We start from the raw sequence: 18,944 nt of genomic DNA on the forward strand, positions 1-18,944 counted from the left end.
TCACTAGCAACGCGGCAGGCGTCGTGCGTAGCGCTCATCGCATTTGACAGCCTAATGGCTTACAATCAGGCTATGAGAACAGGCGCGATACCGTTTCAGTTCGACTTGCGGGAGCTGTTGAAGAAGGCTCGGCGGCAGATGCAAAATCGTGTCGGGGATGTGACGCTCAATCTACCCTTTGTGAGCGTCACGGTAAGCCCGAAGGATAGAGAGCGGCAGATTGCGCGCGAGGTTGTCATCAGGTTGAGGATCGCAGGGTACTCTCCTCGTGGGAATGCTGCGACCACTGCATCGACAATGCCTTGGCATCGCTTCAAAAGGTCCGATCCACACTTGTTGATAAGCAGGTCGAACTGGCGTCGGACGACGATGGCCCGCTGTTCCTTCTGCTGGACGTCATGACCCAAGGCATACGGCAATTCCTCACCTATGAGGAATGGCTTCGCCGTTCCGAGAATGAACCGATCTCAGACAGGCAGCGCGACTTTCATCGCCCCCCCGACGTTCGACAGGCGTACTTTGACGCTTTGGAGCTGCTGCGAGGCCACCTTAGCCGCTGTCTAGGACAGGTTGCGGCAATTGCAGGCATGGACTTGCCACAGGACGGATTGATCCAGCGTTATCAAGGCGTGTGGGAGGCTGCCGCCTATCTTCCACCCCCCGGTTTCGATGCGAGTGCTTCGTCTGACGGTAAGTCCTAACCCCTGATACACCTCAAGAGGCATCGCTGGCGGATTTTAGAAGCCTATGCCGGTGCCCTCGCGTAAGCCGTGGCGGGTAGCTGGGCAATGTCCCGATTTTTTGTCCTTGCGCCCCTTTGGCGCAACTACCGCAATTCTTGACCGAAACGGAGGACGTTACCTGCGGTAGAGCACTTGAAGTCGATTGGACGCCGTGGGAACTTGCATCCGGTTTGCGTCTAAGTCTCGACAGATTTCTCGCCAATCGGGAATGCTGGTTTCGTTGTTGGCGATGCCCACCAATGTTGAGCGTGCCATGGGAAAGAACACTGCTTGATCCTCTCTATAGCGGTTCGGTAGCAGGCAAATCAGATGATTTTGCCGTTCTGTGGACGGGCCCACGAGCAGACCGTCGAAGTCGAATAGTACCGGAACATCACACTTGACCCAGAAGCTTGGCAGAAAATTTTCTACCAAAAACTTGGCGGTGTATTTATTCTCTGGCTGCCAACGCCAATCTGGCAGGCCCTTATCAATCCTCGGGCGATCCTTCTTTGCTAGCGTGCCGTCAACAACCCAGATCATGTCCCGATAAAAATGCTCCCGTGACACGCGCTCGGCTGGAGTGATCGTTGAGTGCTGAAATTCGATGACAAGACCGTGTGGCGTTTGGACATCTGCAATGTGACGCTCACCGGTCGTTTCCGACCGCCTTACCGTCTCCTGCCACGAGACCGGGAACAGGTTTTTCCAGCGCCGATGCCATTCGGTTTCAGGCTCCCACCACGGGTCGCAGGTTCGCAGACCCTTATGCGCCCAATGCCAGACACGCTGGGTTCCACATTTCGCAGTCACCGTCTCGCCGCAACCGGGGCACTGCCCGGTGAGGGTCGGCTCGGGTTCTCGGCGCTCGCCACCGACCAGTGCAAACTTCACGTTCAATCCCCCAACCTCCCAAGGGGGTGATGAGTATCCGATTTGGCTGCAGGGTCAAAGCTTTCCGCTTCGGTCTACATATCGGAGCCTTCAATCCCGCCAAGTGTCATGAGGTGCTTCAACTTTTACTTGTCTGTTTTACGGATGGTCATTCGATCCCTCCTACGATGTGTCAAAGTTGGTTTACACGGCGGAGCATGTACGTGGAGTGGTGGCAAAAAACTTTGGTTCGTTTGGGAAGGGATACTTGAGCTGTGGATCAACTCGGGGCACCCGCACGTGAGCGACGTAGGACGCGGGTTTATATTCCCAGCCAAGGCCCGGCGAGTTGGCAGGCGTTTCTTGCGGAACCCGAGAGGCAATGGCGAACCGGCTACTCAGCAAAGACCCTTGCGCACTGCTGGGAAAACGCCGACGGCTTGCCGCAGGAGATCGCTCACATGTTCGATGGGCTGGTCGAGTTGCTGCTTGCGCTTCCTGAGCACAAAGTGGCGCTGGACGGGGGAAATCGCGACAGCCAGAACGATGTGTTCGCTTTGATCCGGTTCGGCGATCAGACCTGCGCTGCAACCATCGAAGGCAAGGTGAACGAGCCGTTCGGTCCGCCCGTCGGAGAGTGGTTTGCACAACCATCGCAGCAAAAGCGAGATCGCATGCGCCAGCTATGTGGCCTGCTCTGTTTGGATGAGGTGCCGCCGTCTCATATCCGCTATCAGTTGATGCACCGGACGGCGTCCGCGCTCATCGAGGCGCGGCGGTTCAAGACCGATGAAGCCGCCATGATCGTCCACTCGTTCTCGCCAGCCCGCATGTGGTTCGAGGATTTTGCAAGTTTCGCGCACCTCCTTGGTGCTGAGGCTGAACCTGACCAGTCGAGCACGGTGACCCTGAAGTCAGGGCAGCGGCTCCGCCTAGGCTGGGCCACCGGGAACGGGGATTTTCTCGCATGCTAACGGTTCCGCTAGATGCCTCCCCCGCCAACGTCGCGACGACTGCACCAAGACGATATACGACGAAGCAAATGGGCGATGCCTGCGAAATGATCGTAGCCGCCGAGCTGACACTTGCGGGCATTCCCGCCCTAAAAGTGCCGGACAACTGGCCCGGTTACGATGTCATCGCACAGCCGCTGAACTCGGAGCCACAGCGCATATCGGTCAAATCACGTACCTATAAAAGAGGGGCAGCCTACGTAGGCTACAACGATTATGATCTTTTTGATTGGCTGGCTGTTGTTCTTTTGTTTGTCGGTGAGATCAACAGCAGACAGATTTATTTGATCCCGAGGTCGGTAACAGACGAGTTAGCTAGGCGGGACCAGCCGACCAGCAAAACAGCATCGGAGCGGTATTTTCGCGTCGACCAGATTGATCCTCTGTTCCGCCGGTATCGCGCGAACTTCACGCTAGAGCCGCTGGAAATACCAGCATAACGGACCAGCAAAATTCGTTGACGCGCTGACCGCCTCTTCTTCATTGCCGTGGCGTGAGGTAGCCTAGTATGTGCAAAACATAGAGAGTTTCTCAGACAGGCCGATGCAGTCCAACGAAAATGCAATTCATACCTGAAGGGCCTGACATTCCCGAGCATCTCCTGAACGCACATGCGGACGGAGATGTCGTATTTTTTTGCGGAGCTGGTGTCTCTGTCGATGCCGGATATCCGTTGTTTGCCAAACTGGTTAACCAACTGAGGGACCTGAACCCTATATCCGATACGCCCGAACTGGACGACGCGATCTCAAATAGGAATTTCGATTTTGCGTTATCAATTTTGGAAAAGCAGATTGGTACAGGTGGGATGCTTCGGACAGGAGTTCGTGATATTCTTTCCGTGCCACCTCTCACCCTTCGAGTTCACGAAATTCTTCTCGATCTTGTGACGCAAGGGCATGGAAATCGATTAGTCACGACAAATTTCGATCGGCTTTTCATTCAGGCCGACGAGCAAAACCGTTTCAGTGTCGATGCAGCGCCACGGCTTCCAATTCCAAAGAAGAAGCGGTGGAACAGCGTTGTTCATTTGCATGGCTTACTTTCCGAAAAATCGAACGATGTGAATAGCCTTTCTGATTTAGTGCTTACTTCCGCAGATTTCGGCGAAGCGTACATCACTGATGGCTATTGTAGCCGATTTGTTGTGGAGTTATTGCGCAACTTCACCGTTGTTTTCATTGGGTACAGCCTAAGCGATCCGGTGATGCGATATTTACTCGACGCCATTTCTGTGGCGCAGTTGCGAGACGGTTCGAGTTTCCGGCAGCCTTATGCATTCATTTCTCATTCGGCAGGAAAGATGCAGCAGGTTCTCAGAGCTTGGGAGCACAGGCCGGTCAAAGTCATTCCCTATTTGACTAAACAGCAGGGAAAGCATTTTCGGTTGTATAAGACCTTAAAAGCTTGGGCTGAACTCGCAGCTGGCGGGCAGAGGGCGAGAGAGACGCTTGCTCTGAACGAAGGGCAAAAACCCTATCTTGCCGAAGATAGCTTCACAGCCGAGCGTTTGCTTTGGGCGTTGCGCGACGAGAGCGGAAAAGCAGCGAAGGCCCTCGCCGATACGCCGGATCAAACTGCAGATGTGAAGTGGCTGCCTGTTTTCGCCAAGAATGGGCTGCTAGATCAAGTCTATTCCTTGGCCGAATGGATCGAAGTTGTATCCAAGAACGGTGGGCGCACCAATAAAGATATTGCTGACATCGAATATCGAGGCTCGGTAACACGAGGCGGGAACATCGGGCATTTAAAGCCCACCACAATCGAGCTCCTTCGTTGGATGCAAAGACACCTTCGTACAGTGGAACTCGCAGACTGGTTTCTGACAAATGGCGGCGTGCCACACCCCGCCTTTTCCAACGAATATAGCCATCCCGGAAATAAGCGCCATCGTCAGGGTCTCGGGCCTGATCACCGCTTGTTTTGGGACATTTTGACTAGTGACGCTTACCGTATCTCTCATTCCCCTGTTAGCTATTGGTCCGGTTTGCGCGACGCGCTCAATCTCTCGAACCCTATCGCTGCTAAGGAGCTGCTTTCGAACTTCGCCCTGCGGCTGGACATTCAACCATCGCCGTACAGAGAGTTCGAGCAGGAGGAGTTGGAAGCGAACAACAAGAATTTTCTCAAATCCTTCAGGTTCGAATTGAAACTAGCAGACCAGAGTTTCGATCACCGTTTGAAGCAACTTGTTGGAAGTAGCTCGGAGATTGACGGCCTAGAGACGCTCGCTGAGCCACTGACTGATCTTATTATATCTAGTCTGGGTTGGCTAAAAATCGTTGGAGCTAGTTCAGAATTCGATGATGGTTCTGGCTACTCAATTCCGTCGATTTCACCTCACGATCAAAACAAATTCGTAGAAGAGTTCGGTCAACTTGTTTTCTTACTCCGCGACAGTTTTGTTCGCCTTTCTAGAATTGACCGAGCCCGAGCGATCTCACTCGCACAGCGTTGGGATCGGTTGGAATACCCGGTGTTCCGACGTCTCTTCTTTTACGCGGCGTTGGAAATTGGAGAGCCACTTGATGCATCTGCATTGTGCCGCCTTCTGGCTAATGAGGGGGCGGATCTCTGGCGAACGGGCATCCAGCGCGAGGTCAACCGATACCTGAGACGCAGAGTAAGCTTCTGGACCACCGATCAAATTTCCAAATTGGTTGGGCAGATACAGTTAGGGCCTAGTCGTACGACATTCCCAGACGTTGAGCAGGATCGTTGGAGTGAGTTTCGAGAGCGAGAGATCGTGTCGCTCTTAAAGAAGTTGGCCCAAGGAGAGATCGCTTTTCCTGTGAAGGCGAAGACCTTGCTGACTGAACTAACCCAGAAGTTTCCATCGGCTTTACCCGACGATCATAGCGATGAGTTCGTCATCTACTCAGGTGGCGCTAGAGGCGTTCACTGGGACGAGGACGTTAGCCCGGGCGCATTTTCTCTATTCATAAAACTGACCTCAGCAGAGCGGGTGGAGCATTGGCAACCGGACAACGCGGACATGTTTAGAAAACTGGCTGTTGAAAGCCCCGAGGCCGCTATCGCCACAATGGAAGAAGCGATCAAGTTCGGCCTGCCGGAGCCTAGATTTTGGAGAGAGGGATTTTATGGGCTGGCTACCAATTTAAAGACATCCGCCGCCACTTCACAGCACGAGCAAACCGATGGCGGGTTGGAAACGACGACCATTGCCTTGATGCGACGTGCAGTAGACACGTTGGAGACTGCTCCAGAAGTGGTTCTCCAAGCACGAGAAGTCGCGCATGCAGTTGTGCAATTCTGGCGAGACGCGCCCGTAGCAGACCTGACGATGGAAAAGTATCTGTCAGTTTGGGATCGCATCTGGACAAACGCGGTGTCCACCCCGATGCCAGAAGCGGCGAGCAATGGGGCAGTTAGCCTTACGATCAATGATCCCGGCGGCGAACTTTCGGAACAACTCATTGGATTTCTTTGGCCCGCCGATGCAAAGGTAGGAAGTGGTCTACCCAATGACTTAGCGTCCCGCATTTCAACTGCCGTGCGCCGGACTGATCATTCTCGCTTTGATCCGTCGTCCGTAATCGCAGCTTCCCGCCTAGAAATCATGCACGCTGTTGACCCACCTTGGGCTGAGCGAGAGATAATACCCCTTTTGGATTGGGGCGCTAATCCAAGTGCAGCCGCATATTGGGAAGGATTTCTTTGGCCCGCTCGTATTAGCCCTGACCTGTTCAAGGCGCTTAAACCCTATTTTCTAGAGGCGATGCGAAGAGAAGAGGACATTGATGTTCACAGCTATGGTGTGCTGTGCCAGATGCTTGTTTTGGCGTCCTTAGAAATGCAATCGCTCTCATTGGACGAAGCCAAAGCGGCGCTTGGCAAGCTTTCTCAAAAGGCATTGCACCATGTTTCTGGTTTCGTACGGCAGCGTGTTTTGAACTCAAAAGCAAACAGTGCGGCGTATTGGGAAAGAACGGTCGGACCTTGGCTTAGTCGATGTTGGCCAAGGGACGCTTCTAAACGCTCCGACCAGATTGCCGAAGATTTCGCCATGGCATCGCTCTATTGCGGCGCTAAATTCCCCGACGCAATGAGATGGTTCGAACGCAATCAACTTTTTCGAGTGCTACCTCAGGCCAGTACCATCTTGCACGCCCTCGACCGAAAGGGACCGGACCTCCACGAAGACTTTGCTGCCACTTCTAGTCTCATAGAGAAATTCCCAGCTGACGTTCTTCATCTGATTTGGATTTGCCGACCGTTCCAATGGGACCACGACAACACAGCTCGGACGCTGCTAACTCGAATGGTACACGCTGACGCCAGCCTCATTGATGATCCAGAGTACCGGGATTTGGACGATCTCCTGCCAAACTAGCGCTTAAGGCGCAATGCGGGTGGATACCCTATTGCTTGGCTTTTAGAGCCACTTCGAGAAGGTCGCTAACCCAGCGCAATTCTTTTTCTGAAAGCCCCGCTAGGCGAACCGATATCTCCTGAAACTTGCCGCGATTGAAGCTGCCTGAAGGGATCGCGGTGCTAAATAGCTCAGCCTCGTCCACGTCCAGAGCGAGCGCGATTTTTTCGATCATAGGGAAACTTGCGCCGGATGCGCCGGTCTCGATCTTCCGAACCGTATCAATGCTGACACTGGCTCTTTCTGCCAATTGCTCCTGCGTCAGTTCTATGCGCTTGCGATGCGCGGCTACCAGCCGACCAAACCGTCTTTGCAAATCGCCCATGCCGTTCTCCACCGGCAAAGCAGTAAGGCGAGTACATAAGCGGCATCAGTGACGCATAATCGGTATTGCAATCAAACATGTAACCATAATGCAACTTATTGCATCTACGATACCGTTGTTCGCGTCACTTGCAGTGGGCGCGTCCGCAGATCGGGGTAGGGCAGACGGGATATGGAAAGCACAACTACTCATGATGCAGGCAATGACCCTCTGGCGCAACTGATTGCCATGCGTGCAAAGGGCGAGATTGACGAACGGGAGTTCAATCTGGCGAGGAAGTATCTTGGGGACGAGATCGCCAAGCGCGGCAACACGCAGGCAGTTTCCCCCGACGGCAAGTTCAACTGTTCGGAAACCATTGGGGTCAAGGGTGGCGGCAAGCGAACCGCGATGGGCCTGTGGTTTCTCGGATTGTTTGCGTTCATCATATCTGCGGTACTGACCGCTGCTATACCGCCGATCATCTATCTTGGGATACTCGTTTGGGTCTTTGTTAGCCTTGCGGGCGTAGTCACGATTTTCACCGGCGTACCCAACTTCTACCGTGAGGGGCCGTGCCCGAGATGCAAGACCAAGGTCAGGCTCATAAGTGAGGGCGACCGCTCGACAAAGTGTCCCGGCTGTAAGCATCAAATNCAGACGTGTGCTCTTCCGATCTGAGGGCGACCGCTCGACAAAGTGTCCCGGCTGTAAGCATCAAATGCTGCTACGCGGGAACAAGATGTACGATGTAAGTTGAGTTAAGCGCGCGCCAGAAGGGGGCGCTGCGGGACAACCAAGTCAGTTTGACACCGCGCCCATCGAGCCGGCGAGGCAGACGACAGAGGTGCGCAGACGTCTCAAAAGGATGGACAGGAAACCCTGAGGTCGCGGCCTACTACGCCGCCCGAAAGCTGCTCGATGAAGGTTTTTCGAGGCGCAGAAGGAAAAGGTCATCTACGTGACGATCCATCGCTTTGATGAAGGAATACTGCATGACGTGCATCGGCACTGGGTGCGGCTGAACGCGGCTAACTTACTCCTTGGATTTGTATGTAAGTTCAGGCTGACGCATAGAATAGTCTTGCGTCTTCGCTTCCGAGATACCCTCAAGGCGGGCATCGTTTGGTTGCACCAACCGCGCACTGATGTTGTAGCGTGGGTAGGCTCCGAAAATTTCGGGGTGGATGTGTGCCGCCACTTCAACATCCGACTGTGAAACGTAGCGTCCGCCCCACTTCTCAATCATGTGTTTCAGTGCCCGCGACCGCTGCACGACCCCTTTTGTTTTCATTTGGGCGTCTAGCCACTCATAGGCGATGCGAATGCAGTCGTCGTGTTCGTGGTGCGAGCCTTCCTTCAGCCCGTAAGGCGTGGAAAGCTTGGCCTTTGCGATTTGTTCGGAACTGAGCATTCTTCGTCCCCTGAGTTGGCGGACGATCAATGTAAGACCGAGGGCTTTCGGCGGTCAAGAAAATCTCAGCCTACCTCTCCCAGCCGTTCCGCGCATTTGGCCCATGCAGTATAAACCTCACTACAAAAATCAGTGAGCGCATGTTGAGCGTGTTCATTGAAGGAAAATCCTTCCTTTGTCTCCCGTATCAGCCCGTCAAACATCGGCAGCTTTGCCAGCTTCGACACTTCTTCTGTTCGAACCCCGTTGTTGTCGTGCTTCGGATCATCGCGCCGATAGGCATAAAAGGACGGGTCATTTGCGCGCCTTTGAAACGGATAGTCGAACGCCGGACTGTCGTCGGCTTTGCGCCATTCCTCTTTCAGCATGTCCAAAATGGGCGTCGGAATAGCGTCGGTCACAGTTTCCTCCATAGTGCCGCCTGCCGTTCGATGGCGGCGCATTGTGCGGGGGTGAAGCGCAATACATCAAGTAGCGCGTCCACCATTTCTTTCGGCTCCGGGAGCGGATCGAAGGCGCGTTTGCTCCCCCATGCGAACATGCCATCGGGAGCATTGGCTTGCACGGCAAGTTCCAATCTGGGGAGATCGCTCCAGAAGGCGGGCGGAACGATCACATAGGATGCGTGGCAATGTCGTCTTACGAACGCCGTCCGCAGGTGTTTCGCCACTCCAGCATCAGGACTGTTGTCCCGCTTCTCCCGCCACATGCGCCCGGTATTGTAGGCATGGGAGAACTTGTGACTTCTGCCCTCAGACCCGCTCACATGGCGGCTGAAGACGCGCCCATAGAAGCCGTTCTTGTCGCCCTTGGTGATGCCGATATAGCGGATGTCTCCATGATGATCGTGCAGCGCATAGATACCATAGTCGCGGGGCAGTGCGTCTAAACGCGACGGCTCCCCGTTGACCAGTTGTTCCAAAACTTGCCCTGCGTCCAACATGCGTGCCCCTCTAGCCCTGCATCAACCAAGCACGAGCTTCCGCCTGACTATTCCACGCGGGATCATCGGGGGTTTTCATCATGACGCCTTGCACGTCCATGTAGACCTCGCCTTCGTAGATCGTGACCCATGCCCCGTCCGGTTGCTGGATTTCTTCGTGATAGAGTTTGCGGTTTCCTACCTTGTCAATCAGCTTGCGATTTCGCCTATTGAGCATTCGATTTCTCCGGTTGTTGCCTGTGAGCGCGATATGGGGCCGCACCCGCACGAACGTCAAACGGGGAGCGATGCAAAACGCATCATAGTGATGCAAGTCGTGCGGGCGATCTTCCCCGCTTCGGGAGTGAAATCAATTTCACTTCTTCTTTGCGGGCAATAGATGTTGCGTCCGCGTGTCAACGTCGTTCATTCGTCGTGTCAAAATCTTAAGCTGGGATTTCAACTCCGCGACTTCTTCCTCTAGTGGCCGCACGGGTTCTCCCGAAGGCGACTTCCCTTCGCTCTCAAATGACATTCTCAGACGGGTGACGATCTCGGCAGTCATTGTCCTGCCGTTTATCTTCGCGGCTTCATTGATTTGGTCCCGCATGCCGTCCGGCAACCGGATGATGAACCTATCTTTCGTCTCACTGGGATAGCGCTTCCTCAAATCACTTCTCCGCTCTGGTCGATGCCAAAGTATGCCGACTTGACATACAGGTCAACTTGATGCCTACATATGCCTAGTTGACATAGAGGAGACCGAAAGTGTTCCCCAGTAGTGACGCACCCAAACTCACGATCCGTGTTCCGAAAGACGTCAAAAATTGGCTCGAAAAGCAGGCTGAACGAAATGCGAGTTCCCATGCCAGCGAGATCGTTCGAGCGGTTCGTGAACGAATGGAGCGAGCAGCCAAGCAGGACGTGGCGTGATGGACCGGCTCTTTGATCCAATGTCCATAGTGTTTGAGCAAGACGCGCGCCGAAAGCTTTTCGTGACTTTCTCGGGCACGAAGCGGGCTTCGCGATTGGAGATTTCGAAGCGAGAACAGAAGTGGCTTCTAGACTTGTTGAATGCCAATCCCGGCAACGAACTGGACGTGTTCATCAGTTTCGTAGCCATGCGGCAAGGAAAAGCTGAAATCAGCTATGCCGCAGATGGAAGCATGAGCGTCACACTCACAGACAGTGTTTCGCCGTGATGGCACTGGATTTCATCGCGACAATGCGGGGCAGCATCGATAAGCGCACCAACCTCGCATCTGATCGTATGTCAGAACGGGACGCGGCCCAATGGCTGGGTGTTTCCGTTCCTACACTCCAGCGCATCAGGAAACGCAGGGAGATCGGTTTCGCGAAAGTCGGCAACCGTTCCCGATACACCTTGGAGGACCTTCAATTCTACGTGTCCAGTAAGAGTTCAAAACCATGTCCGAAGATCGATTTCAAATCGGGAACTACTATCTCTCCCAGCACAAAAACTCCCCAATATGGAAAGCCACTTGGTACGACGCCCACGCCCGACAAACAAAGCGCATTAGCCTTGGCACAGAAGACCTTCAAGAAGCCAAAGTCCGGTTAGCCGAGTTCGTCACCAAGAACGCAACCATCAAGAACCAAGCCCCGGCAGACATGGCACTGGCGACGATCCTTGTTCGCTATTGGGAAGGTCACGCAAAGAACCTGCCTTCGCGAGAAGCAGCTAACTACGGCCTTGCCCGGTGGACCGAGTTTTGGGGCGATGCGACAGTTGCCGACCTTACCATTCCACGCCAGAAGGAGTTCATGATGTGGCTGAAAAGCAAGGATTTCAGCAACAGCTACGTGAGCCGGGTCATGGCCGTAGGACGTGCCGCCATTCGTATGGCGTGGAAGCATGGGGAGATCACATCCGTGCCATTCATCATAGATGAGCGGGACAGGTCCGACGCCAAGGAGTATCGCCGCTTCGACAAGGAGCAAATGCAGTTGTTTCTTACAACCGTCCAGCGTTGGCCGCATCTTTATGCCTACACGGTCATCGCCCTAAACACACTGGCGAGGCCGGAAGCCATCCTTGACCTTGCCCCCGAACAGGTGCGGCCTGATGACCGTCACATCCACTTGAACCCGAAGGGCAGAAAACAGACCAAGAAATATCGACCAATCGTGCCTCTCACAGATACACTTTTGCCGTTCCTGCAGCGGCGCGACGTAGCGCGCTTCGTGAACTGGCATGGGGAGCCGATACACAGCATCAAAAAGGGCTTTAAGACCGTGATCAGGGCGGCTGGTTTGCCAGATGAGATCAGCCCGTACAGCTTACGTCACACCATGGCGGTAGAGCTTCGGAAGCGGTCAGTGCCTGCGTGGGAAGTGGAGGGACTTCTTGGCCACCGCAGACCGGGTGTCACCGAAAAATACGCCGAGTATTCGCCGGACTACCTGTCGAAGGCCAGAGCAGCGATAGACAACTATTTCGCTGATTTGGGCGTGCCATTGCCCGTGCCCAAGATGCTTCGCGTGTCAGTTGCGTGTCAGCTGCAAAAAACGGCAGAACCCGAAGAAGACGTTTTACCAAGCTTACAAAGGGGATCGAATGGTGGGCGTGACAGGGATTGAACCTGTGACCCCTGCAATGTCAATGCAGTGCTCTCCCGCTGAGCTACACGCCCATCCGAAGCCGCGCATACACCATTTTTGGTTCAGCGCGTCAATAGCGGGAAAGGGAAAGAATGGCTGGCTTGCCGCGTCGGTCAAGACGCGACAAAAAGCGCGTCAGGCGGCCTGCAACATCTTTTCGACTTCGTTGACGAGGTCGCGCAGGTGGAACGGCTTCGACAGCACCTTGGCGTCTTTCGGCGCTTTCGAATCGGGGTTCAGCGCGACGGCGGCGAAGCCGGTGATGAACATCACCTTGAGATCGGGGTCGATCTCGGTGGCGCGGCGGGCGAGCTCGATTCCATCCATCTCGGGCATGACTATGTCGGTCAAAAGCAGCGAAAAAGGTTCCTCGCGCAACCGCTCATAGGCGCTGGCACCATTGTCGAAATCGCTGACCTGATAGCCGGCGCGCTCCAGCGCCTTGACGAGGAACCGGCGCATGTCGTCGTCGTCTTCCGCCAGCAGAATGCGTGCCATCTTGTCCCGTCCGAATCACCCAACCGACAATGCCGTGCGGCAAGCCCGTTAACCATGCTGTATATGAGGAGGTGACGGTAAACATCAAGTGAACGTTGGGCGCACAATCCTGATTTGGCTAGCGCTTCGGCGGCTGGACATGCGGGCGGCGAGGTGGCACTTTCCTGTCATGATGCATTGGTATTTCCGGGTTCGTTCAAATTGAAAACGGCAGCCGAGGATTTTTCGGTCGTTCCACCCTTCGAAATCCGATCGGGCGCCGAACAGCGCGTTCCCTTCCTCTTCAACTCGCCGCATAGCGGCCGCTACTATCCGGACCGGTTCATGGCGATGGCCAAGCTGGACCGCAACGCCATCCGCCGCTCCGAGGACTGCTATGTCGAGGAATTGTTCGGCGGTGCCGTCGCGCTCGGGGCGCCGATGCTGGCGGCAAACTTCCCGCGCGCCTATCTCGACGTCAACCGGGAGCCGTGGGAACTCGACCCTCGCATGTTCGCCGAACCGGTGCCGTCCTTCTGCAACATCCGCTCGGCGCGGGTGGCCGGCGGGCTCGGTACCGTGCCCAAGCTGGTAGGCGAGGGGCTCGACATCTATTCCGGCCGCTTGCCGCTGGCCGAAGCCGTGGCGCGCATCGAAGCGGTCTACAAACCCTATCACGAGACGCTGAAGCGGCTCTTGACCAGAACGCATGCGCGCTTCGGCTACGCCGTGCTGATAGACTGCCACTCGATGCCGGCAAGCATAAGAGTTGGCGACAGCGGATTGCGGCCGGATTTCATCGTCGGCGACCGTTTCGGCATCTCGGCCGCGGCGGCGTTGACCGAGACGGCGATCGGCCTGCTCACCGGCATGGGCTACAGCGTTGCCCACAACAAGCCCTATGCCGGAGGCTTCATTACCGAGCACTATGGCCGGCCCGTGCGCCATCTGCATGCTCTGCAGATCGAGGTCAATCGCGGGCTCTACATGAATGAGCGGACGTTCCAGAGATCAGCTGGTTTCGACGCGTTGGCCGACGACCTGGCGCGGTTTTCGGCCGAGTTGATGGCAATGCCGGATCATCATTTCGTCGATCTGCCGCTGGCCGCCGAATAGCGGCCGGAATCGCGGCATTCGCCGCTCATGTGGCAGCGTAAAAAGCGTAAAAAAAGACCGCATCGTTTGCACGACACGGTCGAAGTCTAGGGAGGAAACGCCCAAGGAGGGCATGGACAGGAACCCCTGTCCGAGAACAAACGTATTGTGCGCTGCACAAATGTCAAGGCACGTTCCGGCTTTTTTAATTCACTGTGAAGTGGAAATTGCATTTCCATGATGACTGCGTTGCATTCGAGCAACAGTTGGCGTCGTGCGAAAGGCTCCGAATGCCCTTGTTTCGGTACAAAACGCCCTTGTTTCGGCACAAATCCGTAGGCAAACCGGCATCTCAAACATGCTGGAGCGGGAGAATCAGTTGGACATCAGCATCGAGTTCATGCGGCGCATTGCGCGTGCCGCCGCAGCCGAGACCTTGCCGCGCTTCCGCAATCAGGGCGCGGTCACCAACAAGGAGCGCGGCAGCTTCGACCCGGTCACCGAGGCCGACCGCGAGGCCGAGCGCGCCATCCGGGTGCTGATCAGCGAGCAGTACCCCGATCACGGAATTCTCGGCGAGGAACATGGCAGCGAAAACATCTCCAGCCGGCATGTCTGGGTGATCGATCCGATCGATGGCACACGCGCCTTTATTTCCGGCCTGCCGGTATGGGGCACGCTGGTCGGGCTGACGGTCGACGGCGATGCCGTCGCCGGCATGATGTCGCAGCCCTTCACCGGCGAGCTGTTCTACGCCAACGCTTCCGGCTCGCATTATGAAGGTCCTGGTGGCCCGCGAAAACTCACGACGCGCAAGACCACAAATCTCGCCGACGCGACGCTGTTCACCACCACGCCGGCGCTGTTCAAGGGAGACGCGCGCCTGCGCTACGACTTGTTCGAGCAACAGGTCCAGCTCGCCCGCTACGGCACCGACTGCTATGCCTTCGCCATGGTGGCGGCAGGCAGCGTCGATATCGTTGCCGATCCGGGATTGAAGCCCTACGACATCGTTGCGCTTATCCCGATCATCGAGAAGGCAGGCGGCGTCGTCACCACTTTCGAGGGCGGACCGGCGGAAAAGGGCGGCGACATCCTGGCGGCGGCGACGCCGGAGCTGCACGCAGCAGCGATGGCGGCGCTGCGCGGCTGAGGATCCGTATACCCAAGCGTCTGTTTTGCGCAAATCCGACGGAAACCGTGGTACGGTTCTAAAGCGCGTCGGGTTTGAATCGACTCATGGGAGACGCGCTCGTTTGGATGTCGTATCGCAAAACCGCTGCGCACTTTTGCGGGGCATGCATTAGCTATCGGCAGGCCAAGCGTCCGAGAGACGCAGGCCCCACAAAATGAGCACGAAAGAGATGAGGCCGGTCGGCGCAGACGAATACGCCACGCCTTTGATGACGGTTTCCTGAAAGGCACTTCCGTGGAAGGCTCCGGCCGCCAACGGCATTGTCTCGTTGCCGGCCCCCCAGGCGCTGGCGATCACGTAGGCGGCCAGGATCGCCAAAGCCGAATAGATCAGCAGCCAGAACGCAATCCGCGACATCGCCGCGCCGAGATTGAGCCTAGACCATGTGAGGCCTAGCGCCAGCAAAAGAACGCCCTCCAGGGCGCTGAGCGTGTGCGCGGACAGTCCGAGCCGCGGTGCGGCGAGGTAGGGTATTGCAAACCCTTCGAATGACGAAAACAGCAGCAGCGCGACGCCAATCTGCAGTAGCCGATGCCCCTGACGTGACAGCGTGTTCGATGCGTTCATGGTCGTTTTTCTCCCGGTCTCTGCCGAATTGCCGCCAATCTCTTTGGCCGCTACCTAGCGCTCGATGCCTGAACGGGAATAAGGGGCAAGCTGCGCCGGGCAAGCAACCCGCGCAGGCTTTGTTGCCGGGCGCGGGCGAAGCGGTCAAACAGCGTCGCCGGTTCCTGGGATGAAAGCATCGAATGCCGCAAGCAGTTGCTCGCGATAGAGGTCGGCTTCCTGCAGGATCTCGTGGCGAGCGCCGTCGATCATCACTAGCGAGCCGACGCGCAGACGTCTTGCATAGGCTTCGACTGCCCTGGTCGAGACGACCTGGTCGGCGCCGGCGGCGATCATCAGCAATGGCACCTGGACCTTGGCCATGAAATCCCGGTCGCTGACGATCAAGGACGCCTCCGTGGCCGCCTTCAGCCAGCAGATCGTCGGTCCGCCGAGCGCCAGCTGCGGATAGGTTTCGTAGATCAGCGTGTTGCGTCGATAGCGTTCCGGGTCGCTGGTCAGCTTGTTTATGGCGAAGGGCACCGATTCCTTCGGCCGCGGCCCCCATGCGGCATAGAGCCGGCCAAGGCCGAGAAGGCAGAACAGCGAACAGATGCGGCGAACGGTTTTTACCGAAACCGGGAGGTCAGGCACGGTGAAGAACGGTGCGATCAGCACCATGCGACGTACGCGGTTCGCCATTGAGGGTGCGGCGAGCAGCGCAATTACCGCCCCGGCCGAATGGGCCAGTATGTAGTAGGGTCCCCGGCAATCGGGCAGCACGATCTCTTCGAAGAACTGCTCGAGATCGCCGGTATAGTCGAAAAAGCTTCGGACGTAGCCGCGCTGGCGATCGCCGATCATCCGGTCGGAAGCGCCTTGGCCGCGCCAGTCGAGGGTCGCCACGCCAAAACCCCGGTCGGCAAGGTTGCGAATGGTCTCGAAATACTTCTCGATGCACTCGTTGCGGCCGGTCAGGACGACGACGGTGCCCTTCATCGGGCGGGCAACCGCGGCAAACAGCCCATAGCGGATCTTCTTGCCGTCGCGCGTGGTGAAGAAGCCGCCGGCCGCGTTTTCCGGCAGCGGATTGCCTGGAGTTTCGTAGAACAGGGAGGGCTGGGGGAACAGATCGGTCATACGGTGTTTGGTTGGCGTCGGTGACGGCGTGGGCGCAAGTCAGGCATAAACGCCCATGCGCCAAAAGCAAAGGAATTCGGGACGCCGGGGACGTCGACCCAGGCAGCGAACAAGTAAGGCCGGAAGCAGCCTAGGGCGTGCTTCCGGCCTCTGTCGACCCGGGAGGAAGGGACGTTACACCCGGTTCGGCCTCGTCGTGTCGCCTTCTCAGGCGACCTGTTTCTGATCTCGAGAACAGTTTTAATGCGTCTGGCTGAACGCTCGCCGAAGCCACGGTTCATCTGCCGTTCATCGGCATCGGGACGTGATCAGGGGCCGATGCGGTTCGGACGCGGGCAAATCTTGAAATGCCGTCGCCCGCTTCCCAAATTTGTTATGCGGCCGCCAATGTCGGGGCCGCTGGCCCATCCGGAACGCCGTCACGGGTTTCGCACCGGCCATACGCAAACCTTGTTGCTCAACAGGAGAACACACCATGCGTCACGTTGATTTTTCCCCGCTCTACCGTTCGACCGTCGGTTTTGACCGGCTGTTCACCATGCTCGATTCGCTTGCGCAGCCGGAAGGCCAGACCTATCCGCCTTACAACATCGAGCGCACCGGCGAGGACGCCTATCGCATCTCGATGGCTGTGGCCGGCTTCTCGGAAGATGAGATTTCGATCGAAGCTCACCGCAATGTGCTGACCGTCAAGGGTGAGCGCAAGGAGGAAGGCAATGGCGAAGGCTCCGAACTGCTCTATCGCGGTATCGCCAGCCGAGCCTTCGAGCGCCGCTTCCAGCTTGCCGATCACGTCGAGGTTGTCGGCGCCGCGCTGAAGAACGGCCTGCTTTTTGTCGACCTCAAGCGCAACATCCCCGAAGAGCTGAAGCCGCGCAAGATCGCGATCACCTCGGCTCCGGCCAAGGCCAAGCAGATCGAGGCCAAGACCGCCGCCTAAATCGGGCAGCTAAACTCCCCGGGACGCCAACTCCCCGGGAAAAAGGGGCGGTGCAGCAAATGCGCCGCCCCTTTTTGCTGGTGGTAAGACTTGCTATCCGGCGAGCAGGTAGCCGAAACGGTCGACCTCGTCGGCCGTGGTCGCGAAGCTGGTGACGAAGCGATAGAGAGCTTCGTCCTCGCCGACATGGTTGTCGTAGCCGAGCGGCCTATGCCAGTCGTGGAACACGGCGCCTGCTGCTTGCACTCTTTCGGCCTCGGCCTTTTTCATGACCGCGAAGACCTCGTTCGCCTGCGGTAGCCAGGCCAGCCGGGCTGAAGGGGAATCTTCGATCGCCGCGGCTAGGCGTGCCGCCATCGCATTGGCGTGCCGTGCCGTGTCGAGCCATAGCCCACCCCTGAAATAAGCATCGAATTGCGCGGCGATGAAGCGCGATTTCGAGAACAGTTGGGCGGCGCGCTTGCGCAAAAACGCCAATTCCTTGGCTCGCTCGAGGTCGAACAGCACGATCGCCTCGGCGCACCAGCAGCCATTCTTGGTGCCGCCGAAGGAAAGGATGTCGACGCCGTGCTTCCAGGTCATTTCCGCCGGCGTCGTTCCCAGCGCGACGAGCGCATTGGCAAAGCGGGCCCCGTCCATGTGCAGCGGCAATCCGTGCTGCTTTGCAATCGCCGAAATCCTGGCGATTTCGTTCAGCGTGTACACGGTGCCGACCTCGGTCGATTGGGTGATCGAAACCGCCATCGGCCGCCCGGAATGGACGTTTTCGGGTGCGAAACGGCCCACTGCCCGTTCCAGATCGCCGGCATCGATCTTGCCGAGTGCGCCGTCGATTGTATAAAGCCGCGAACCGCCGGTGAAATATTCCGGTGCACCGCATTCGTCCTCGATGACATGCGATTCGCGATGGCAGAAGGAAATGCCGCCTGGCTTGTTGTAGGTAGTCAGCGACAGCGAATTGGCTGCGGTGCCGGTGGCCACGAAAAACACCGCGACCTCGCATTCGAAGATTTCATTGAAGCGCTGGTAAACGGCCTTATCGAGTATACCGTCGCCATAGGCGGTGGAGAAGCCGTCGGTATGGGCCGACAGGCCGGCAGCGATACGGGGATGGGCGCCTGCCCAATTGTCGGAAGCGAAAATCATGCGTCTGCCTATGCTGGGGAAATTGGTGCGAGCTTGGCCGCTTTCGCATGCCGGCCGCAAGTGGCAGATGCCGAAAATCCGCTAAAGCCAGTGAAAGCCGGACCGTAAATGCAGCGACTGAAGGTTACGCTGTCGCCGCGTT

The 18,944-nt window shown here is 56.8% G+C and carries 21 protein-coding genes and 1 tRNA gene; 10 read left to right on the top strand and 12 right to left on the bottom strand.

The window, feature by feature from the left end; translation table 11 throughout:
* Nucleotides 1–302 precede the first annotated feature (302 nt).
* A complete protein-coding gene (locus tag X760_RS53930; protein WP_023719071.1) occupies nucleotides 303–701 on the top strand; it encodes a hypothetical protein in 399 nt (132 codons plus the stop codon).
* Between the two features lie 156 nt (nucleotides 702–857).
* Here X760_RS53930 and X760_RS73705 read toward each other — a convergent pair whose 3' ends face one another.
* The gene (locus tag X760_RS73705; protein WP_023719072.1) at nucleotides 858–1,616 is read right to left on the bottom strand and encodes a competence protein CoiA family protein; all 759 of its coding nucleotides are present in this window, start codon (nucleotides 1,614–1,616) and stop codon (nucleotides 858–860) included.
* 440 nt (nucleotides 1,617–2,056) lie between these two features.
* On the opposite strand from X760_RS73705, the gene X760_RS53940 reads away from it, so the two are divergent.
* The 3 genes from X760_RS53940 to X760_RS53950 all read left to right on the top strand — a co-directional run bounded on the left by X760_RS53940 (nucleotide 2,057) and on the right by X760_RS53950 (nucleotide 6,962).
* A complete protein-coding gene (locus X760_RS53940) occupies nucleotides 2,057–2,569 on the top strand; it encodes a hypothetical protein (RefSeq protein WP_245278587.1) in 513 nt (170 codons plus the stop codon).
* A 68-nt stretch (nucleotides 2,570–2,637) separates the two neighbouring features.
* Nucleotides 2,638–3,048 (top strand): hypothetical protein, encoded by a 411-nt coding sequence (locus X760_RS53945; RefSeq protein ID WP_198030482.1) that lies wholly within the window; start codon nucleotides 2,638–2,640, stop codon nucleotides 3,046–3,048.
* A 119-nt stretch (nucleotides 3,049–3,167) separates the two neighbouring features.
* Nucleotides 3,168–6,962: an SIR2 family protein gene (locus X760_RS53950; protein WP_023719075.1), complete on the top strand. Its 3,795-nt coding sequence runs from the start codon at nucleotides 3,168–3,170 to the stop codon at nucleotides 6,960–6,962.
* A gap of 28 nt (nucleotides 6,963–6,990) precedes the next feature.
* Here X760_RS53950 and X760_RS53955 read toward each other — a convergent pair whose 3' ends face one another.
* The 6 genes from X760_RS53955 to X760_RS53985 form a co-directional block, all read right to left on the bottom strand.
* Nucleotides 6,991–7,326 carry a helix-turn-helix transcriptional regulator gene (locus X760_RS53955; protein WP_031194035.1) on the bottom strand — a complete coding sequence of 112 codons (336 nt, stop codon included), beginning with the start codon at nucleotides 7,324–7,326 and terminating at the stop codon, nucleotides 6,991–6,993.
* A gap of 1,015 nt (nucleotides 7,327–8,341) precedes the next feature.
* Nucleotides 8,342–8,719: a hypothetical protein gene (locus tag X760_RS53965; protein WP_023719078.1), complete on the bottom strand. Its 378-nt coding sequence runs from the start codon at nucleotides 8,717–8,719 to the stop codon at nucleotides 8,342–8,344.
* 65 nt (nucleotides 8,720–8,784) lie between these two features.
* Nucleotides 8,785–9,120, bottom strand: coding sequence for a hypothetical protein (locus X760_RS53970; protein ID WP_031194037.1), 336 nt, complete (start codon nucleotides 9,118–9,120; stop codon nucleotides 8,785–8,787).
* On the bottom strand, nucleotides 9,117–9,662 hold the full coding sequence (locus X760_RS53975; RefSeq protein ID WP_023719080.1) for a hypothetical protein: 546 nt from the start codon (nucleotides 9,660–9,662) through the stop codon (nucleotides 9,117–9,119). The genes X760_RS53970 and X760_RS53975 overlap by 4 nt, the downstream gene beginning before the upstream one ends.
* Nucleotides 9,663–9,672: 10 nt before the next feature.
* A complete protein-coding gene (locus X760_RS53980) occupies nucleotides 9,673–9,879 on the bottom strand; it encodes a hypothetical protein (protein WP_023719081.1) in 207 nt (68 codons plus the stop codon).
* 138 nt (nucleotides 9,880–10,017) lie between these two features.
* The gene (locus tag X760_RS53985) at nucleotides 10,018–10,311 is read right to left on the bottom strand and encodes an Arc family DNA-binding protein (RefSeq protein WP_023719082.1); all 294 of its coding nucleotides are present in this window, start codon (nucleotides 10,309–10,311) and stop codon (nucleotides 10,018–10,020) included.
* Between the two features lie 98 nt (nucleotides 10,312–10,409).
* Between X760_RS53985 and X760_RS74700 the strand changes: the two genes are divergently transcribed.
* The 3 genes from X760_RS74700 (at nucleotide 10,410) to X760_RS74705 (ending at nucleotide 12,242) form a co-directional block, all read left to right on the top strand.
* Nucleotides 10,410–10,574: an Arc family DNA-binding protein gene (locus X760_RS74700; RefSeq protein ID WP_084642659.1), complete on the top strand. Its 165-nt coding sequence runs from the start codon at nucleotides 10,410–10,412 to the stop codon at nucleotides 10,572–10,574.
* Nucleotides 10,571–10,843, top strand: a complete 273-nt coding sequence (locus X760_RS53990) for a hypothetical protein (RefSeq protein WP_210164497.1) — start codon at nucleotides 10,571–10,573, stop codon at nucleotides 10,841–10,843. Before X760_RS74700 ends, X760_RS53990 begins: the two co-directional genes overlap by 4 nt.
* A 226-nt stretch (nucleotides 10,844–11,069) precedes the next feature.
* Entirely contained in the window at nucleotides 11,070–12,242 is a 1,173-nt protein-coding gene (locus X760_RS74705) for a site-specific integrase (RefSeq protein ID WP_084642661.1), read from the top strand.
* On the opposite strand, the gene X760_RS54000 is transcribed toward X760_RS74705, so the two are convergent.
* Both X760_RS54000 and X760_RS54005 read right to left on the bottom strand, forming a co-directional pair.
* A tRNA-Val gene (locus tag X760_RS54000) sits at nucleotides 12,221–12,295 on the bottom strand. The genes X760_RS74705 and X760_RS54000 overlap by 22 nt on opposite strands.
* Nucleotides 12,296–12,398: 103 nt before the next feature.
* The gene (locus X760_RS54005; protein ID WP_006199474.1) at nucleotides 12,399–12,761 is read right to left on the bottom strand and encodes a response regulator; all 363 of its coding nucleotides are present in this window, start codon (nucleotides 12,759–12,761) and stop codon (nucleotides 12,399–12,401) included.
* A gap of 153 nt (nucleotides 12,762–12,914) precedes the next feature.
* Here X760_RS54005 and X760_RS54010 point away from each other — a divergent pair, with 153 nt between their 5' ends.
* Both X760_RS54010 and hisN read left to right on the top strand, forming a co-directional pair.
* Nucleotides 12,915–13,856, top strand: coding sequence for an N-formylglutamate amidohydrolase (locus X760_RS54010; protein ID WP_023719085.1), 942 nt, complete (start codon nucleotides 12,915–12,917; stop codon nucleotides 13,854–13,856).
* A 358-nt stretch (nucleotides 13,857–14,214) separates the two neighbouring features.
* The gene (gene hisN / locus X760_RS54015) at nucleotides 14,215–14,988 is read left to right on the top strand and encodes a histidinol-phosphatase (RefSeq protein ID WP_023719086.1); all 774 of its coding nucleotides are present in this window, start codon (nucleotides 14,215–14,217) and stop codon (nucleotides 14,986–14,988) included.
* Nucleotides 14,989–15,138: 150 nt separating this feature from the next.
* Here the strand turns inward: hisN and X760_RS54020 are convergent, their stop codons facing one another.
* Nucleotides 15,139–15,597: a hypothetical protein gene (locus X760_RS54020; protein ID WP_023719087.1), complete on the bottom strand. Its 459-nt coding sequence runs from the start codon at nucleotides 15,595–15,597 to the stop codon at nucleotides 15,139–15,141.
* 144 nt (nucleotides 15,598–15,741) lie between these two features.
* On the bottom strand, nucleotides 15,742–16,716 hold the full coding sequence (locus X760_RS54025; RefSeq protein ID WP_023719088.1) for an alpha/beta hydrolase: 975 nt from the start codon (nucleotides 16,714–16,716) through the stop codon (nucleotides 15,742–15,744).
* 475 nt (nucleotides 16,717–17,191) lie between these two features.
* Between X760_RS54025 and X760_RS54030 the strand changes: the two genes are divergently transcribed.
* Complete coding sequence (locus X760_RS54030; protein ID WP_023675381.1) at nucleotides 17,192–17,656, top strand: Hsp20 family protein; 465 nt, start codon at nucleotides 17,192–17,194, stop codon at nucleotides 17,654–17,656.
* 93 nt (nucleotides 17,657–17,749) lie between these two features.
* Here X760_RS54030 and X760_RS54035 read toward each other — a convergent pair whose 3' ends face one another.
* The gene (locus X760_RS54035) at nucleotides 17,750–18,802 is read right to left on the bottom strand and encodes a low specificity L-threonine aldolase (protein ID WP_023719089.1); all 1,053 of its coding nucleotides are present in this window, start codon (nucleotides 18,800–18,802) and stop codon (nucleotides 17,750–17,752) included.
* Nucleotides 18,803–18,944 lie beyond the last annotated feature (142 nt).

Origin of the sequence: Mesorhizobium sp. LSHC420B00 (assembly GCF_000503055.1) — a bacterium.
GTDB lineage: Bacteria > Pseudomonadota > Alphaproteobacteria > Rhizobiales > Rhizobiaceae > Mesorhizobium.

What these genes read in the sequence shown, in the direction of transcription:
- X760_RS74705 (WP_084642661.1), top strand. Translation starts at nt 11,070, where the DNA reads ATGTCCGAAGATCGATTTCAAATCGGGAACTACTATCTCTCCCAGCAC.
- X760_RS54030 (WP_023675381.1), top strand. Translation starts at nt 17,192, where the DNA reads ATGCGTCACGTTGATTTTTCCCCGCTCTACCGTTCGACCGTCGGTTTT.
- X760_RS54035 (WP_023719089.1), bottom strand. Translation starts at nt 18,802, where the DNA reads ATGATTTTCGCTTCCGACAATTGGGCAGGCGCCCATCCCCGTATCGCT.
- X760_RS54020 (WP_023719087.1), bottom strand. Translation starts at nt 15,597, where the DNA reads ATGAACGCATCGAACACGCTGTCACGTCAGGGGCATCGGCTACTGCAG.
- X760_RS53965 (WP_023719078.1), bottom strand. Translation starts at nt 8,719, where the DNA reads ATGCTCAGTTCCGAACAAATCGCAAAGGCCAAGCTTTCCACGCCTTAC.
- X760_RS53945 (WP_198030482.1), top strand. Translation starts at nt 2,638, where the DNA reads ATGGGCGATGCCTGCGAAATGATCGTAGCCGCCGAGCTGACACTTGCG.
- X760_RS53950 (WP_023719075.1), top strand. Translation starts at nt 3,168, where the DNA reads ATGCAATTCATACCTGAAGGGCCTGACATTCCCGAGCATCTCCTGAAC.
- X760_RS53980 (WP_023719081.1), bottom strand. Translation starts at nt 9,879, where the DNA reads ATGCTCAATAGGCGAAATCGCAAGCTGATTGACAAGGTAGGAAACCGC.
- X760_RS54005 (WP_006199474.1), bottom strand. Translation starts at nt 12,761, where the DNA reads ATGGCACGCATTCTGCTGGCGGAAGACGACGACGACATGCGCCGGTTC.
- X760_RS54025 (WP_023719088.1), bottom strand. Translation starts at nt 16,716, where the DNA reads ATGACCGATCTGTTCCCCCAGCCCTCCCTGTTCTACGAAACTCCAGGC.
- X760_RS53975 (WP_023719080.1), bottom strand. Translation starts at nt 9,662, where the DNA reads ATGTTGGACGCAGGGCAAGTTTTGGAACAACTGGTCAACGGGGAGCCG.
- X760_RS53955 (WP_031194035.1), bottom strand. Translation starts at nt 7,326, where the DNA reads ATGGGCGATTTGCAAAGACGGTTTGGTCGGCTGGTAGCCGCGCATCGC.
- X760_RS53940 (WP_245278587.1), top strand. Translation starts at nt 2,057, where the DNA reads ATGTTCGATGGGCTGGTCGAGTTGCTGCTTGCGCTTCCTGAGCACAAA.